This window comes from Pseudomonas sp. SCPG-7, assembly GCF_002156405.1.
GTDB lineage: Bacteria > Pseudomonadota > Gammaproteobacteria > Pseudomonadales > Pseudomonadaceae > Aquipseudomonas > Aquipseudomonas parakoreensis.
Genome location: NZ_MVOO01000018.1, coordinates 38,969 through 53,966 on the forward strand (window position 1 = coordinate 38,969; position 14,998 = coordinate 53,966).

Annotated in this window: 18 protein-coding genes and 1 tRNA gene; 11 read left to right on the top strand and 8 right to left on the bottom strand. The window is 58.3% G+C overall.

The annotated features are described in order from the left end of the window. Positions 1 to 138: 138 nt before the first annotated feature. Positions 139 to 465 carry an Arc family DNA-binding protein gene (locus B1722_RS24520; RefSeq protein WP_003178899.1) on the bottom strand — a complete coding sequence of 109 codons (327 nt, stop codon included), beginning with the start codon at positions 463 to 465 and terminating at the stop codon, positions 139 to 141. Between the two features lie 112 nt (positions 466 to 577). Between B1722_RS24520 and B1722_RS29635 the strand changes: the two genes are divergently transcribed. Then, the gene (locus B1722_RS29635) at positions 578 to 733 is read left to right on the top strand and encodes a hypothetical protein (RefSeq protein ID WP_174377054.1); all 156 of its coding nucleotides are present in this window, start codon (positions 578 to 580) and stop codon (positions 731 to 733) included. Between the two features lie 120 nt (positions 734 to 853). Then, positions 854 to 1,423: a phosphonate metabolism protein/1,5-bisphosphokinase (PRPP-forming) PhnN gene (gene phnN / locus B1722_RS24525; RefSeq protein ID WP_041074279.1), complete on the top strand. Its 570-nt coding sequence runs from the start codon at positions 854 to 856 to the stop codon at positions 1,421 to 1,423. On the opposite strand, the gene B1722_RS24530 is transcribed toward phnN, so the two are convergent. Both B1722_RS24530 and B1722_RS24535 read right to left on the bottom strand, forming a co-directional pair. Next, positions 1,398 to 1,577: a PA3371 family protein gene (locus B1722_RS24530; protein WP_041074280.1), complete on the bottom strand. Its 180-nt coding sequence runs from the start codon at positions 1,575 to 1,577 to the stop codon at positions 1,398 to 1,400. The genes phnN and B1722_RS24530 overlap by 26 nt on opposite strands. A gap of 20 nt (positions 1,578 to 1,597) precedes the next feature. Beyond that, positions 1,598 to 1,828 carry a hypothetical protein gene (locus B1722_RS24535; protein WP_041074282.1) on the bottom strand — a complete coding sequence of 77 codons (231 nt, stop codon included), beginning with the start codon at positions 1,826 to 1,828 and terminating at the stop codon, positions 1,598 to 1,600. A gap of 294 nt (positions 1,829 to 2,122) precedes the next feature. On the opposite strand from B1722_RS24535, the gene B1722_RS24545 reads away from it, so the two are divergent. Further along, a tRNA-Arg gene (locus B1722_RS24545) sits at positions 2,123 to 2,199 on the top strand. Positions 2,200 to 2,281: 82 nt separating this feature from the next. On the opposite strand, the gene B1722_RS24550 is transcribed toward B1722_RS24545, so the two are convergent. After that, positions 2,282 to 3,739 carry a lysozyme inhibitor LprI family protein gene (locus tag B1722_RS24550; RefSeq protein WP_256198941.1) on the bottom strand — a complete coding sequence of 486 codons (1,458 nt, stop codon included), beginning with the start codon at positions 3,737 to 3,739 and terminating at the stop codon, positions 2,282 to 2,284. A 132-nt stretch (positions 3,740 to 3,871) separates the two neighbouring features. On the opposite strand from B1722_RS24550, the gene B1722_RS24555 reads away from it, so the two are divergent. The 4 genes from B1722_RS24555 to B1722_RS24570 all read left to right on the top strand — a co-directional run bounded on the left by B1722_RS24555 (position 3,872) and on the right by B1722_RS24570 (position 9,047). After that, complete coding sequence (locus B1722_RS24555; protein ID WP_003227240.1) at positions 3,872 to 5,476, top strand: tetratricopeptide repeat-containing response regulator; 1,605 nt, start codon at positions 3,872 to 3,874, stop codon at positions 5,474 to 5,476. Continuing rightward, positions 5,473 to 6,165, top strand: a complete 693-nt coding sequence (locus tag B1722_RS24560; protein WP_041074288.1) for a sensor histidine kinase KdpD — start codon at positions 5,473 to 5,475, stop codon at positions 6,163 to 6,165. Before B1722_RS24555 ends, B1722_RS24560 begins: the two co-directional genes overlap by 4 nt. A 200-nt stretch (positions 6,166 to 6,365) precedes the next feature. Continuing rightward, positions 6,366 to 7,607 (top strand): glutamine synthetase family protein, encoded by a 1,242-nt coding sequence (locus B1722_RS24565; protein WP_174377055.1) that lies wholly within the window; start codon positions 6,366 to 6,368, stop codon positions 7,605 to 7,607. A 69-nt stretch (positions 7,608 to 7,676) separates the two neighbouring features. Further along, the gene (locus B1722_RS24570; protein ID WP_041074292.1) at positions 7,677 to 9,047 is read left to right on the top strand and encodes an MFS transporter; all 1,371 of its coding nucleotides are present in this window, start codon (positions 7,677 to 7,679) and stop codon (positions 9,045 to 9,047) included. A 230-nt stretch (positions 9,048 to 9,277) separates the two neighbouring features. On the opposite strand, the gene B1722_RS24575 is transcribed toward B1722_RS24570, so the two are convergent. The 4 genes from B1722_RS24575 to flgA form a co-directional block, all read right to left on the bottom strand. After that, positions 9,278 to 10,024: a flagellar brake protein gene (locus B1722_RS24575; protein WP_041074294.1), complete on the bottom strand. Its 747-nt coding sequence runs from the start codon at positions 10,022 to 10,024 to the stop codon at positions 9,278 to 9,280. Positions 10,025 to 10,116: 92 nt separating this feature from the next. Further along, positions 10,117 to 10,584, bottom strand: coding sequence for a flagella synthesis protein FlgN (locus B1722_RS24580; RefSeq protein ID WP_027612275.1), 468 nt, complete (start codon positions 10,582 to 10,584; stop codon positions 10,117 to 10,119). Positions 10,585 to 10,632: 48 nt separating this feature from the next. Continuing rightward, the gene (flgM, locus tag B1722_RS24585; RefSeq protein ID WP_041074296.1) at positions 10,633 to 10,959 is read right to left on the bottom strand and encodes a flagellar biosynthesis anti-sigma factor FlgM; all 327 of its coding nucleotides are present in this window, start codon (positions 10,957 to 10,959) and stop codon (positions 10,633 to 10,635) included. Between the two features lie 160 nt (positions 10,960 to 11,119). Further along, on the bottom strand, positions 11,120 to 11,881 hold the full coding sequence (flgA, locus tag B1722_RS24590; RefSeq protein WP_081755196.1) for a flagellar basal body P-ring formation chaperone FlgA: 762 nt from the start codon (positions 11,879 to 11,881) through the stop codon (positions 11,120 to 11,122). Between the two features lie 82 nt (positions 11,882 to 11,963). Between flgA and B1722_RS24595 the strand changes: the two genes are divergently transcribed. From B1722_RS24595 to flgC, 4 genes are all read left to right on the top strand, one after another. Beyond that, positions 11,964 to 12,896 (top strand): chemotaxis protein CheV, encoded by a 933-nt coding sequence (locus B1722_RS24595; protein ID WP_041074300.1) that lies wholly within the window; start codon positions 11,964 to 11,966, stop codon positions 12,894 to 12,896. Positions 12,897 to 12,942: 46 nt separating this feature from the next. Then, positions 12,943 to 13,770, top strand: a complete 828-nt coding sequence (gene cheR, locus B1722_RS24600) for a protein-glutamate O-methyltransferase CheR (protein WP_007963053.1) — start codon at positions 12,943 to 12,945, stop codon at positions 13,768 to 13,770. A gap of 367 nt (positions 13,771 to 14,137) precedes the next feature. Further along, positions 14,138 to 14,545 carry a flagellar basal body rod protein FlgB gene (gene flgB / locus B1722_RS24605; protein WP_025112931.1) on the top strand — a complete coding sequence of 136 codons (408 nt, stop codon included), beginning with the start codon at positions 14,138 to 14,140 and terminating at the stop codon, positions 14,543 to 14,545. A gap of 3 nt (positions 14,546 to 14,548) precedes the next feature. Continuing rightward, positions 14,549 to 14,992 carry a flagellar basal body rod protein FlgC gene (flgC, locus tag B1722_RS24610; protein ID WP_003227217.1) on the top strand — a complete coding sequence of 148 codons (444 nt, stop codon included), beginning with the start codon at positions 14,549 to 14,551 and terminating at the stop codon, positions 14,990 to 14,992. Positions 14,993 to 14,998 lie beyond the last annotated feature (6 nt).

Here is a 14,998-nt window from a genome sequence, read left to right on the forward strand (position 1 = left end):
ATGCAAAAGCCCGCCGAAATGGCGGGCTTTTTTGTGCCTGTATAGTTATCTGTGCTTGTGTATTGATCTGTGGCGAGGGGGTAGATTTCAGGCAAAAAAAAGCCAGCACTTAAGCTGGCTTGAGATGTTCGGTGTTACTCAGGACGCGTCTGCGGCCATCTCGGCGTCGTGAGCAATCAGCGACACCAGAGCGTTCTGTTGACGGTGCGACAGCTGACGGAAGCGTTGCAGCAGCTCACGCTCGTGCAGCGACAGCTCCGGACTGTCCAGGCGCATGCTCAGTTCTTCGCCCAGTGCGCCTTCCTGAATAAGACTCTGCTCAAGGCGCGCAATGATTTCGGAGTTCATGCTGCGATGATGATTGCGAGCCACCTCGGCAATGCGTTCACGCATTCCGTCTGGCAGACGTACGACAAACTTGTCAGCCGTACGGCTGGAATAAATTGCCTGTTTCAATGGGCGCATATATTTAACCGGTTAGTTCAGGGGAGCGGTTCTCGGGATTGGCCGCAGGATGTGTGATAGGACAAGCATCCGCGCCAAATGGTTCAACCTGAATTGTTAAGAGGCCCGCATCATGCCTCAAAATTGCCAGATCATTGGCGTCAATTCTGTGACAAATATTGAGCTGGGTAAAGGCGTAATGCCAGCACCAATTATCAGAAATGCGGACTGGTTTGAAAACTTTGCCTTGGCCCGCATCACTGGCCGCTTCCTGTTGCACATCTATTGATGTCCGAAGACGTCAGAACGTGCATGCTATGCGGCTTTCAATCCTTGATCCCTACTTGTACAGGATAGTGGCAATTTGCCGATTTACTAGGGCAAACCCCCATTGGAGGGCGTTTTCAGGATGGATGGCAGGCTTATTTATCTGATGGGACCTTCCGGTTCAGGCAAGGACAGCCTGATCGAGGCCGCGCGTGAGCCATTGCGCCAGTTGAACTGCGAAATCATCCGCAGGGTGATTACCCGATCAGCGGAATCGGTGGGAGAGGATGCCATCGGCGTAACGCCCGAAGAATTCGAACGACGTCAGCAGGTCGGGGATTTCTCGCTTTCCTGGCACGCCAATGGGCTGGCTTATGGGATTCCGGCAGAAATGGATGAACGGTTGCGTGCAGGGCGATCCGTGCTGGTAAATGGCTCACGGGCCAATTTGCGTCAGGCGCATGAGCGCTATCCGACATTGCTGCCGGTGCTGCTGACGGTCAAAGATGAGGTTTTGCGTGAACGCCTGCTCAGGCGCGGCCGGGAAACACCTGAGCAGATTGATGCGAGGCTGGCGCGCAATGCGCAGTTCAAGGATAGAAGGGCCACTGACTTGCCCGTGCATCTGATCGACAATTCGGGCGACTTGGCAGCCGCCGTCAAGCAACTGCTGGACTTGATCCGGCTTAACGCAGTACCGGATCAAACTTGATCTTGCGCCCGGCCACCAGGGCCAGCACAAACAACACTGCAAACACGCCGCAGCCAATCAGCGGCAGGGTGACTTCGGTTTCCTCGAACAGCGAAAAATGCACAACGCCAGTCAATAAGGCGAGGATCAGAAATCCTGCGGCTGATTTGGACATGCTGTACTCCTGAAGATATTTCAAAAAACCAGACGTTCGGTGTCGCGCGTCGGCAGTGCTTGCTCAGGCTCATTGACTGCCTGCGCCGCGAAGTCGCCCTGATCGCTCAGCACCGCCAACTGCGGCGCTCTCTGCACCTGTAAGTAATGCGGCATACGCTGAGCCACCGGTTCAGCACGCTCTGGAACAAAATGAAAGCCAACCAAAACCGCCAGTGCGATTGCGTTTGCAAGCAAGAGAGTGCTGTTCATGGGGCGGACTCCGTTTGTTCTGTTATACGAACAGACAAAGCACCCGGCGTGCCAACAGTCTAACCGCTGTGAAGTCCTTTAAAAACAAGCATTTGCAAGGGTTTTTACCAAGTGTCGGGTTGCAATCTGCAATGAGGGCTTTTTGCGGCAATGCAAATTGCACGGTAAATGTTCCCGCAGCATTGCAAGGCGCCTGCCTACACTTAAAAAACCCATGGACGACATGACAAATCAAGGGCTGGCCGTTAACATGCACGCCGTCCGTCGCGCCGTGTCCGGCCGCGACAACTCAGTGTCTCAGTAGCTCAATTGGATAGAGCATCCCCCTCCTAAGGGGAAGGTTGGCAGTTCGAACCTGCCCTGGGACACCATTATTCAGAGCCTTGCAACGGTTCGAAAAAAGCCCCGCACAGGATGATCTGGCGGGGCTTTTTCATGCTCGTAATAAGTGGCTCAGTTCAGTGCTCCGCCGTCGGCCTTGCCAATTGAGGTGCTGACTTCGATCACATGCCGGCGCCCGTTGACCTCGTAACTGCGCCCATCTGCATCAACGTCCGGTTTTCGCAGTGCCAGTTGTGCAAACAAGCCATGTTTTTCGTCGTAGCTGCCAAACCAGTCAACCAGTTTTCCGATGTAGCATTCGTTACCGATAATCACCGGCAGGTCGAAAACATCTTCCACCGTGTAATGAACCGGGCCGTAGCTGTAGTAATCGCGCTCGCCTGCACCTGTTGCAGGAATCGGGCAAAGAGGCGTGCGCTGAGTGTCCGGTTTGTGGGGGCGTGCTTCGTTCGCCTTGGTGATTGCCTGATTGAGCGTAAGCCGCAGATCAGGTTCCAACTCAAAGGTGCTGGCGCCGTCATCCTTGTGTTGGGTGGTGGGCACGTTCAAGTAGTAGCTATATCGCACCGTCACGGTGGGAACTTCACGGTTGATCTTCAGCGGATTGAGCAAGTAGATGTGATCAACGCCGTAGGCACCGTTGCGGTAGGCGAGGTAAATATTACCCCGAGCCTTGATCCAGTACGCCGATTGGTTGGCTCCGCGATCATTGGTATAGAACAGCGCGCTTTCAGGCTCAGGAGACCTTTTGACAAAATGGTCACCGTCTCGGCGCCATGTTTCCACGTAGGTAAACATGCCGGTGCCACCGGCGTAAGTCTGGACGATCATGTCTCGTTGCCCGTCGCCGTCCATGTCCAGCAACGAGTAGGAGGTTTGACCGGTTTCTGCTGCCGCGTCGATTTCGGTGGCGGTCAATGCCTTCCATTCATCCGGTGTAACGCCTTTGGGAATCGAAGATGGAAAGTGCGTTAGCTCGCTGGGGTTTTCTTTGTCGGAGTCGCCTGAAAACGATGTCTCTTCAGAGTTGAAAGCCAGTGAAGCCAGCACTCGTTCAACCGCCACCTCGCGATTGCCGCCCTCGCTGGCCGCCTGAATGCTGCATTGCAGATCTTCCAGAACCTGTTTGTCGATGCCGGTCGTTCTGTGCGCAATGGCATCCATCTGCTGCGCCTGTAATAACTTCAGCCGATCACGATAACTTTGTTCAAGGCAAGCAATATCCGCTTCGCACTGATTACGTGTCTTGAGCCACAACCGTTGTGTGCGCTTGAGTTCAGATTGCTGATCACCGGAGATCTTCATCAACTCCCGATAAGCCGCACCCATCTGCGCATCCAGCGCATACAACCCTTTATCCGCACAAACAGCCTTCTCCACGGCACTCGCTGCGTTCGCACAATCCATTCCGCCCGCCATTGCCTGCTGGAAAAACAGCAGCGCACAGGCGGACACGATGCAACGTCCTTTGATGTACACGAGATAAACCCTGTAGTGAAAAGATGACCCGGCGCGCAGGGTAATCGCTGCACAAGGAATCTTGAACCCCTCCACTTCAGAGAACCCCACTCCTTGCCGATAACTCCTTCGGCGACCTCAGACTCGCGCGAAATCGCTTGATAGCATTTGGCCTCCAGCTATCATCAGTGCGCCTGTGAAAACGCCCCCGGTTCACCTACTTCAATTGCCTGGAAATCCTCGATGCTGTCGTATCACCAAAAGAGTTTTCTGATCGTCGATGATTTCTCGGATTTCCGCAGTTCCGTACGTTCTATGCTGCGCGAGCTGGGGGTCAAGGATGTGGACACCGCTGATACCGGCGAGCAGGCGCTGAAGATGTGTGCGCAGAAGTCCTATGATTTCATCCTGCAGGATTTCCATCTCGGCGACGGCAAGAAGAACGGGCAGCAGGTGCTGGAAGACCTGATGTCGGAAAAGCTCATCAGCCATGAAGCGGTGTTTGTCATGGTCACGGCCGAGACCAGTCAGGCCATGGTGCTCAGCGCCCTGGAGCACGAGCCGGATGCTTACCTGACCAAGCCGTTCAACCGCTCCGGTCTGGCCCAGCGCCTGGAGCGTCTGGAGCAGCGCAAAACGTTGCTCAAACCGATTCTGCAAGCCCTTGATCGCGGCAAGCCGGTTGAGGTGCTCAATGCCTGCATTGCGCTGTGCAAGCAGGACATCCGTTATTCGCCGCTGTGCCTGCGTTATCGCGCCGATGCGCTGCGCGACATGAACCAGAACGAAGCGCTCGAACGCCTCTATGACAGCATCATCGCTGACCGGCCGTTGCCGTGGGCGTTTGCCGGGCTGGGCAAGTTGCTGTTCAAGCGTGGGCAAGTGGCGCAGGCCAAAGGTGTTTACGAAAAAGCGCTGAAAGTGTTCCCGATGATGCCGGCGCTGTACGACGGCATGGCCGATGTGCTGGTCGCCGAGGGCGATACCAAAGGCGCGCAGCGGGTGCTGGAAGAGGCGATTCGCTTGTCGCCGCTGGCGGTGCGCCGGCAAGCGTTGCTCGGCAAGCTGGCGATGGCCAACGAAGATTTCGACACCGCGTCCCGGGCCTATCGGCAGGCGGTGGCGCAGGGGGCGCAGTCGCGCTTCAAGGACCCGGAAAGCAATCTTGGCCTGGCCCATGCCTTGATCAGCAAGGGCAGTGAACGCGGTCTCGATACGCGCACGCGGCTGGAGATTAACACCACGCTCAGCGCCGTCGCCAAAGAGAACCCGTCGGACCCGGGCCTGCAGATCCGTGCGCGCCTGATGAAGGCCACCAGTCTGTTGCTCAACGATGCCGAAACCGCCGACAAGCTCACCGAACAAGCGCTGATGCGCCTCGACGGCATGGAGCAGTTCATGAGCCCTGAAGCGGCGCTGCTGGTCGCCAAGCAATTGCAGATGCTTGGTCAGGCCGAGGCGGGCACTTCGATGCTCAAGAGCTGTGCGGAGATCTACGGTGACGATCCGGCGGTGATGAAAGACATCGCCAAGCTCACCGACGACCCGACTATCCTCAGTTCGAGCAACGCTGCTGCCGACCTCAACCGGCAGGGTGTGCGCGTGTACAAGACCGGCAACCTGGTGGAAGCCCGCGAGGTGTTCCGCAAGGCGCTGAAGATGCAACCGAAGAACATCAGTATCGCGCTGAACATGGCCCAGTCTCTGCTGCACGGCACCGACACCAGTGTGCCGTCGGCGGAACTGGAAGAATGTCGGGCCTGCCTGAAAATGGTCGGCCTGATGCCCGACACCGACGCGCGTTATGCGCGTTATCAGAAGCTGAAAAGCAAGGCGTTTGGCGAATGAACCAAGACGAGCAGGCGCTGGATTTTTCCACGGTGATCGCCTCCACCGTTCACGACATGAAGAACTCGCTGGCGATGCTGACGCAGGCCCATAGCCAGTGGTTGGCGCGTTTGCCCGAGGGGCAGCGTGGAGGGGCGGAGCAGGGCGTGATCGACTTCGAGTTTGCCCACCTCAACGGCATGCTGGTGCAGTTGCTTGGGCTGTACAAGCTCGGCGTCAACCAGTTGCCGCTGCAACCGGCGTATCACGAGCTGGATGATTTCATCGAGGCGCAACTGGCATCGCACCAAGAGGTGTTCGCCAGTCGCGGGATTATCGCCACCTATGAAGTCGATCCGCTGAGCCCGCTGGGTTTCTTCGATCGTGAGTTGGTTGCGTCGGTGTTGGGCAACTGCATCAACAACGCCATTCGTTATGCCCGCGAGTCGCTGCTGATCACTGTCAGCGACGAAGCCGGGCAGTTGGTGTTGAGCATCAATGATGACGGTGACGGTTACCCGGCCGGGATGCTCGAGCGTCAGGCGGATTACGTGCAGGGCATCAATCACAGCAGCGGCAGCACGGGTCTGGGCCTGTATTTCGCCAACCGCATTGCTGCGTTGCATCAGCGCAACGGCGTGGTCGGGCACACCGAAATTCGTAATGGCGGGCCATTGGGGGGCGGGGTGTTCAGCCTTTACCTGCCGTGACTCGGGTTTTTGTTTGACGCTGCTTGATATTCCGAACAGCCGGAGCCTATTTTGTACGGGTCGCCGTTCGCGGCTCGCACAATAACAAGGATTGCGTCATGACAACCGATGGCCAGCGTTCACTCGCGCAGCGACTGACCGGCATTGATGAGATTGAATGTGTCACGCCGGATTTGAACGGCGTGCCGCGCGGCAAGGTGATGACCGCCGAGGGTTTCCTCGAAGGGCGGCGTTTGCAGATGGCGCGGGGGGTGCTGCTGCAATGCATCATGGGCGGTTATCCGCCGGCTCGCTTTTACGGCAGCGATGACGGCGATCTGGCGCTGGTCGCCGAGCCGAGCATGATTCATCCCTTGCCATGGAGCGACGAGCCACGCGCCCTGGCCATCTGCGATGCTGACGAACTGAGCGGCGAAAGCTCAAACCTGTCGACCCGTGGTCAACTGAAGAAAGTCATCGCCCGTTACGCCGCACGTGGCTTGGCGCCGGTGGTGGCGACCGAGCTGGAATTCTTTGTCTTCGCGCCGAACACCGATCCGACCCAGCCGTTCCGTCCGCCAGTCGGCCTCGACGGGCGCCGCGAGGATGGGCAGTCGGCGTTCAGCGTCAGTTCCAATAACGGTCTGCGGCCGTTCTTCAGCGAAGTCTATAAATGCATGGCGGCCCTCGGTCTGCCGCGCGATACCTTCATGCATGAAATGGGCGTCAGCCAGTTCGAGATCAATCTGCTGCACGGTGATCCGCTGTTGCTGGCCGACCAGACCTTCCTGTTCAAACACCTGCTCAAGGAAGTCGCGCTCAAGCATGGTCTGAACGTGGTGTGCATGGCCAAGCCGCTGGCGCACACACCGGGCAGTTCGATGCACATTCACCAGAGCGTCGTCGAGATCGCGACCGGCAAGAATGTGTTCAGCGACGAAAATGGCCAGCCGACGGCGATGTTCCGCCACTTCATCGGCGGACAGCAGGCGGCCATGGCCGATTTCACCGCGCTGTTTGCGCCGAACGTGAACTCCTATCAGCGTCTGTGTCACCCGTATGCATCGCCCAACAATGCCTGCTGGTCCCATGACAACCGCGCCGCAGGGTTGCGCATTCCGGCCAGTTCGCCAGTGGCTCGACGCGTGGAAAACCGGTTGCCTGGCGCCGATGCCAACCCGTATCTGGCGATTGCCGCAAGTCTGGCCGCCGGCTTGCACGGGATCGAACATGAGCTGGAGCCGAGCGCGGCGATTCAGGGCGAATTCGAAGTGCCGGACAATCTTTCGCTGCCGTGTACCTTGCATGCCGCGCTCGAGCGTCTGAAACGTAGCCAATTGGCCAGGGAACTGTTCGGACAGGAGTTCATCGAAGGCTACATCGCTTCGAAGACCATGGAGTTGACCAGCTTCTTTGATGAAATCACTCCCTGGGAACGGCGTGTTCTAGCAGCCCAGGCCTGACGAACTGTCGCCATCGGGCTATCGTTTGGATAGCCCGATACTCACTGCAAGGAGCCGCTCGGAACGCCGATGCGCCAAATCTGGAAATCCTTTCGAGCGCTGTATTTCGCCTCGCTGATGATGTTGATCGGCTCGGGCCTTCTTTCTACTTACCTGGCATTGCGCCTGGCTGCTGACCATGTCGATGGGCTGTGGGTGGGTGCGCTGATGGCGGCCAACTATTTCGGCCTGGTGCTGGGCGGCAAGATCGGTCACCGCTTGATCGCCCGTGTCGGACACATTCGAGCGTATTCGGCGTGTGCCGGGATCGTCGGCGCGGCGGTGCTCGGGCATGGCCTGGTGGACTGGCTGCCGGCGTGGCTGGTGCTGCGGACCATCGTCGGTCTGGGCATGATGTGTCAGTACATGGTGATCGAGAGCTGGCTCAACGAGCAGGCCGACGCCAATCAGCGCGGGCTGGTGTTCAGCGGTTACATGATCGCTTCTTACTTGGGGCTGGTGCTCGGTCAGTTGATTCTGGTCATGCACCCGGGCCTGGGGTTGGAGCTGCTGATGCTGGTCGCGCTGTGTTTTGCCCTGTGCCTGGTGCCGGTGGCGCTGACCCGACGGATTCACCCGGCGCCGCTGCATCCGGCACCGATGGAGCCGCGCTTCTTTATCAAGCGCGTGCCGCAGTCGTTGAGCACGGTGCTCGGCGCAGGCCTGATCATCGGCTCGTTCTACGGTCTGGCGCCGCTGTATGCGTCGCAGCAGGGGCTGTCGACCGAGCAGGTCGGTCTGTTCATGGGTAGCTGCATTTTTGCCGGACTGCTGGTGCAGTGGCCGTTGGGCTGGTTATCCGACCGTTATGACCGAGCGCTGCTGATTCGTTGTTTTGCCGGATTCCTCGCGGTGGCGGCGTTGCCGTTGGCGATCTTGCCGCAGGTGCCGCTTGAGGTGCTGTTCGTGGTCGGCTTCCTTTGTTCGTTGGTGCAGTTCTGCCTGTATCCGCTGGCGGTGGCGTTCTCCAACGACCATGTCGAGGGCGATCGCCGGGTGTCGCTGACGGCGATGCTGCTGGTGACCTACGGGGTCGGCGCGAGTATCGGTCCGCTGCTGGCGGGCGTGCTGATGAAGCTGTTCGGCAGTCAGAGTTTGTACGCGTTCTTTAGCTTCTTTGCGTTGGTGCTGGTGTGGCGCATTCGGCCGAAAGCGGTGACCAATCTGCATCAGGTCGACGACGCACCGCTGCATCACGTGGCGATGCCCGACAGCATGTCCAGCTCGCCGCTGGTGGCCGCGCTCGATCCGCGGGTGGATGAGCAGGTGGTGCAGGAGCAGATGCAGACCACGGTTACGCCGGAGCCAGAGCCCGAAGTGCAGCCTGAAGCAGTGGCCGAACCTGATCCGGCTGATGAGGGCGATAAACCGACACCGGACATCAGTGGGGCCAGACCCTGAGTCGGATGAGGGTGAGGCTATTCAGAAACAGACACTGTAACGGTGGCGAGGGAGCTTGCTCCCGCTGGACTGCGCAGCAGGCCCCGCTTGTCAGATAAGGGGTGGGGGTGCTTCGCGCCCCAGCGGGAGCAAGCTCCCTCGCCACAGGTTTCCGCTGCTGGCAGAAAGATTTTTGGCATAAAAAAGGGCAGTCCCGCCAGGGACTGCCCTTTTTTATTTGCCTGTGCGAATCACAGATCGTCTTTATCGAACCGGCGTGCTTCACGCTGCAGTTGATAAACGAAGCGCTCGACGTTGCGCGCCGCTTGGCCACTGATGTTGTGGAAGCGCAAGCCGGCGAAGGTGATGTTGAGCTTTTCTTCGAAGTGCAGGTAGCGCAGCTCGACCGAGATCGGTTGATTGCCGAACAGTGGGGTGGCGATCATGCGGTCATAGACCTGACCCAGTTGCAGGCGGTCGGTGATGTCGCCTTCAAAGCGCAGCTTGCACCCGGTGGCGGAAATATCCAGCAGTTTGCCGTTGATCGGCGCCTTGAGTTTTTCGCCGCCAAGTTCGACGCTGACCAGATCGGTCAGCTTCAACGCGGCACGAAAGGCATTACGGCGCTGGTGGTAGACCACTTCGGTTGGCAGTTGACCGGTGTAGAAGCGGTCACCGTCGGATTCTTCGATGTTCAGCGTGCCGGTGCATTCCCAGGCGATGCGCACGCCTTCGTGGAAGCCTTCGACCTTGAACGGTTCGCCCGCCTGCAGAAAACGTTCGCCATCGCGCGGGATCATTTCGTCCAGGGCAATCGTCGCGGTTTCCCGGTCAACCTTGATCAGGTAGCTCTGGAAGCGCTGGCTGCGCTCATGGAAGGTGATGATCAGCGGATCGTGGCTTTCTTGCAGCTGGCGCAGGTTGCTGGAGATTTCCAGGGGCGTGGTCAGCACCTTTGGTGGCTGCGGAGTATCATCCGCGCTTAGGGCGTTTGGCACGTTTTCTCAATCTCCAGACAAAATTTGACTACGACTAGCCAGCATTTTGCCAGCATGTTTCGCGGGTTGATAGTGCAGGCACATCGAATGGCTCACGCCTGGCTGAGCGTACGCGGCTTGGTGGGTTTGGCGAAAGTGCCCGAGGCGTCATACAGCGCTGGCGGTTCGCCCCCGGTGAGGATTTTCAGCTGATTGGCCGTAGCGGCCTGCTGGATCTGGATCGATTGGCCGTTCTTGACGTTGGCCGCCTGGCACTGGGCAATCAGGTCGGTCAGCACATCGCTTTGGGACAGCAACTGGTCGCCAATGCTCGACTGGCTGGCCAATTGCTCCAGGCCCTGGCGGTCGAGCGGCAGGTTGAGGCTGGCAAGGATTTCGCTGCGCTTGCGGCCATGCTGTTCAAGCAGAATGATCAATGCCTGTTTGCGCGCCAGAATATCTTCGAGCAGAGGCATGTCGCGACCGTGCAAGGCGAGGGACTCGGTTTGCAGCAACTCCAGCAATTGTTGAGCTGGAGCAAAGTCGTCGGTGATCAGTTGCAATAAATTAGTGTCGTGCATGGCTGGCCTTGGGTTCTAAGCGTCCAAAAGCCTGGCGCCGGCAAAAGCCTAGCGCTGGGCTTCGAAGTTGAGCAGTTTGCTGGCTACACGGTTGCTGTCGACCTTGTAGCTGCCATCGGCAATCGCTGCTTTCAACTCGGCCACGCGGGCTTTGTCGACGGCAGGCTGATCGCGCAGCTTGTCAGTGACCTTCTGCAACTGTTGAGCCTCATTGCTGAGGTGTACCGATTCCCCGCTTTTTGCGGTACCGGCCGTTTCGGCCTGGGTATTCAGCGGCGCGGAGGTGCCGGTTTCGGCGGTTTCCTTGGCGTTGCTGGTACGCGTACTGCCCGTAAGTGACGAGGAGCTGTTCAAACGGCTGAAATCGATGACCATGTTAAAAACCTCTGGGAATTTGGACGCTTGCCATGTTCTCGGCCATTCCCTGGAAAACTTTAGGCTCACTTTGCAATGAGCTGCATGTGCCGAAGCGTGTCCTGCTGCGGCACAGTTTAGGGAAGCGTCGGGGCTGGCGCCAGTTTTCTGCTCGAGCGTTTTACATGGCGACTTCCACTTGGCCCGGCGCGATGACCTGCGCCTTGATTACCCGGTTGGAATTGAGGTTTTTCACTCGGATCTGTTCTTTCAAACCGCCGTTGGCCAGGGCTTCACCGGGCATGCGCACGGCGAGTGTGCCGCTGCGGGCGATGATGACCACCTGATCGCCCTTGCGCACCACTTCTGCCTGTTCCAGATGCACCAGAGTAATCACCTGATCGGCTACCGTTGGTCGGGTTAATTTCTGCCCGATGGCTTCATCCACCGACGTCAGAAAACCCTGATTGATCTGGCTGATGTCGCGTTCACGCAAGGTCACGTCTTGCGGCTCGATAATGCCGGCGCGTTTCAGCGGTCGGGTGGTGGTGACAATCTCGCGAAACAGGCGGACTTGAGCGGGCACGAACACCGTCCACGGCGAGCTTCCCTCGCACCGGACCTTGACCGTAACCCGGCCCAGCGGACGTGCAGGACTCTCCAGCGACGCTGTCAATTCCTTGTCGCACATAGGCATGCGCATACGCGGGTCGAGCTGGTTGACCTCGATCTCGTAGCGGCCTTCCGTTTGACTGGTAGCCAGATAGTCTTCTACGGTGAACTCAAGAAAGCCCTGAGTGACGCCGATAAGCATGTCAGGCAAGGTAACCGTATCAGCACCGGCAGGGCTGCCAGCGAAAAACAAGCAGACGGCAGACGTCGCGCACAGCGCTTTGCGGGTGCGGGAGGTCAGGCGTCGGAAAAATGTCGTTTGAGCGTTCATACGAGTTAAAAAGCAAGCGCCGTGCCGTTTAGCAATGAATGTGCGTCGCAACAACACTTGGCGTTGGTGTAGGAGTCTGGGCATGGCTGGTGTAATGGATTCGGTGAACCAGCGCACGCAACTGGTAGGGCAGAATCGCCTGGAGCTGTTGTTGTTCCGTCTCGACGGTCAACAGCTCTACGGAATCAACGTGTTCAAGGTGCGGGAAGTGCTGCAATGCCCGTCGCTGACGTTGATGCCCAAGTCCAGTCCTGTCGTGTGCGGGGTGGCGAATATCCGGGGGGCGACCATTCCGATCCTTGATCTGGCAATGGCGACCGGTTCCGGGGCGTTGAAAGACAAGAACAGTCCGTTCGTGATCATCACGGAGTACAACACCAAGACCCAGGGTTTCCTGGTTCGCTCGGTGGAGCGCATCGTCAACATGAACTGGGAAGAGATCCATCCGCCGCCCAAGGGCACGGGGCGCGATCATTACCTGACCGCTGTGACTCGAGTCGACAATCAGTTAGTCGAAATCATCGATGTCGAGAAGGTGCTGGCGGAAGTCGCGCCGACGCCGGAAGCTATTTCGGTCGGCGTGGTCGATGTCGAGACCCAGAGCAAGGCGTTGTCGCTGCGGGTGCTGACGGTCGATGACTCGTCGGTGGCGCGCAAGCAAGTCACGCGCTGCCTGCAGACGGTCGGGGTCGAAGTGGTGGCGCTGAACGATGGCAAGCAGGCGCTGGACTACCTGCGCAAGCTGGTCGATGAGGGCAAGAAGCCGGAAGAAGAGTTCCTGATGATGATTTCCGACATTGAGATGCCGGAGATGGACGGGTACACCCTGACGGCGGAAATCCGCAGCGATCCACGCATGCAAAAGCTTCATATCATCCTGCATACTTCGTTGTCGGGGGTATTCAATCAGGCGATGGTCAAGAAAGTCGGTGCCGATGACTTCCTGGCCAAATTCCGTCCTGATGACCTGGCATCCCGGGTGGTCGACCGGATCAAAGCAGCAGATATCAGCTAGGGGCCTTCTGCCCCTGGCGGTCAACACGATTTAAGAGGCGGCATCATTGTCTACGGGTAATTTGGATTTCGAACAGTTCCGGGTCTTCCTGGAAAAAGCCTGTGGCATTTTGCTCGGTGAAAACAAGCAGTACCTGGTCTCGAGCCGTCTCAACAAACTGATGGAGCAGCAAGGCATCAAGTCCCTGGGTGAGCTGGTACAGCGCATCCAGACCCAGCCGCGCAGCGGTTTGCGCGAGCAGGTGGTCGATGCCATGACGACCAACGAAACCTTGTGGTTTCGCGACACCTATCCGTTTGAAGTCTTGAAGAACAAGGTGCTGCCCGAGGCGATCAAGGCCAGCCCCAACCAGCGTCTGCGGATCTGGTCGGCGGCATGCTCGTCGGGTCAGGAACCGTATTCGCTGTCGATGTCGATCGACGAGTTCGAGCGCAGCAACCTCGGTCAGTTGAAGATGGGCGTGCAGATCGTTGCCACCGACCTGTCCGGCAGCATGCTGACCAACTGCAAGACCGGCGAGTACGACAGCCTGGCCATCGGTCGCGGTTTGTCCGCCGATCGTCTGCAGCGTTACTTCGACCCGAAAGGGCCGGGGCGCTGGGTGATCAAGGCGCCGATCAAGAACCGGGTGGAATTCCGCTCGTTCAACCTGCTCGACAGCTACGCCAGTCTGGGCAAGTTCGACATCGTGTTCTGCCGCAACGTGCTGATCTACTTTTCCGCCGAGGTGAAGAAAGACATCCTGTTGCGTATTCACAGCACGCTGAAGCCGGGCGGGTACCTGTTCCTTGGCGCGTCCGAAGCGCTGAACGGTTTGCCGGATCATTACCAGATGGTTCAGTGCAGTCCGGGGATCATTTACCAGGCGAAGTGATTGCACCGGCAACACAAAAAAACGGGAGGCCCTCAAAGCCTCCCGTTTTTATGTCCGATGAATTTCTCCCTGACACCACAAATCCCTGTGGGAGCGGGCTTGCCCGCGATAGCGTCGTGTCAGTCGATTTAGATTAACCAGACATACCGTCATCGCGGGCAAGCCCGCTCCCACAGGGTTCAGTGTTGGCTGATAGAAGGCAGGCAAGCGGCAGAAAAGCGGCAGGCAGCGGAAACCGGTTGCCGCTTTTCTGGCATTGCCGCTTTGCCGATTCCCCGCAAAGCCCCGGTTTACGTGGGTTTTTGTGTTTGGCACGGCGCTTGCTAAAGCTCAGGTACGAAAAACCGCTCACCCGAAGGTTCCCGACATGAGCATCAGCTTCGATAAAGCGCTCGGCATTCACGAAAAGGCATTGGGTTTCCGTGCCCAGCGCGCTGAAGTGCTGGCCAACAACATCGCCAACGCCGATACCCCGAACTACAAGGCTCGGGATCTGGACTTCTCCAAAGTGCTCGAAGCACAGAGCCAGAAAAACGCCAACGGCACCATCGCCCTGAACATGACCAACAGCCGTCACATCGAAGCTGAAGGCCTGGGCAATGGCGACGAGTCGCTGATGTATCGCACGCCGATGCAGCCTTCGATTGACCAGAACACCGTGGATGCTCAGCTGGAACAGTCCAATTACGCGGAAAACGCCGTGGGCTTCCAGGCCAGCTTCACCCTGCTCAACAGCAAATTCAAAGGGCTGGTATCGGCCCTGCGCGGAGAGTAATCCATGTCCCTGTCCAGCGTTTTCAACATTGCCGGCAGCGGCATGAGCGCACAAACCACGCGTCTGAACACTGTGGCGTCGAACATCGCCAACGCCGAAACCGTTTCGTCGAGCATCGACCAGACCTACCGCGCCCGTCACCCGGTGTTCGCCACCATGTTCCAGGGCGGCCAGAACAGCGGCAGCAACTCGCTGTTCCAGAGCCAGGACGCCGCAGGGCAGGGCGTGCAGGTACTTGGCGTGGTCGAAGACCAGAGCAACCTCGAAGCGCGATACGAGCCGAACCATCCGGCCGCTGACGCCAAGGGCTACGTGTACTACCCGAACGTCAACGTGGTGGAAGAAATGGCTGACATGATTTCCGCGAGCCGGTCGTTCCAGACCAACGCCGAAATGATGAACACCGCCAAAACCATGATGCAGAAGGTACTGACCCTCGGTCAGTAATAAGGG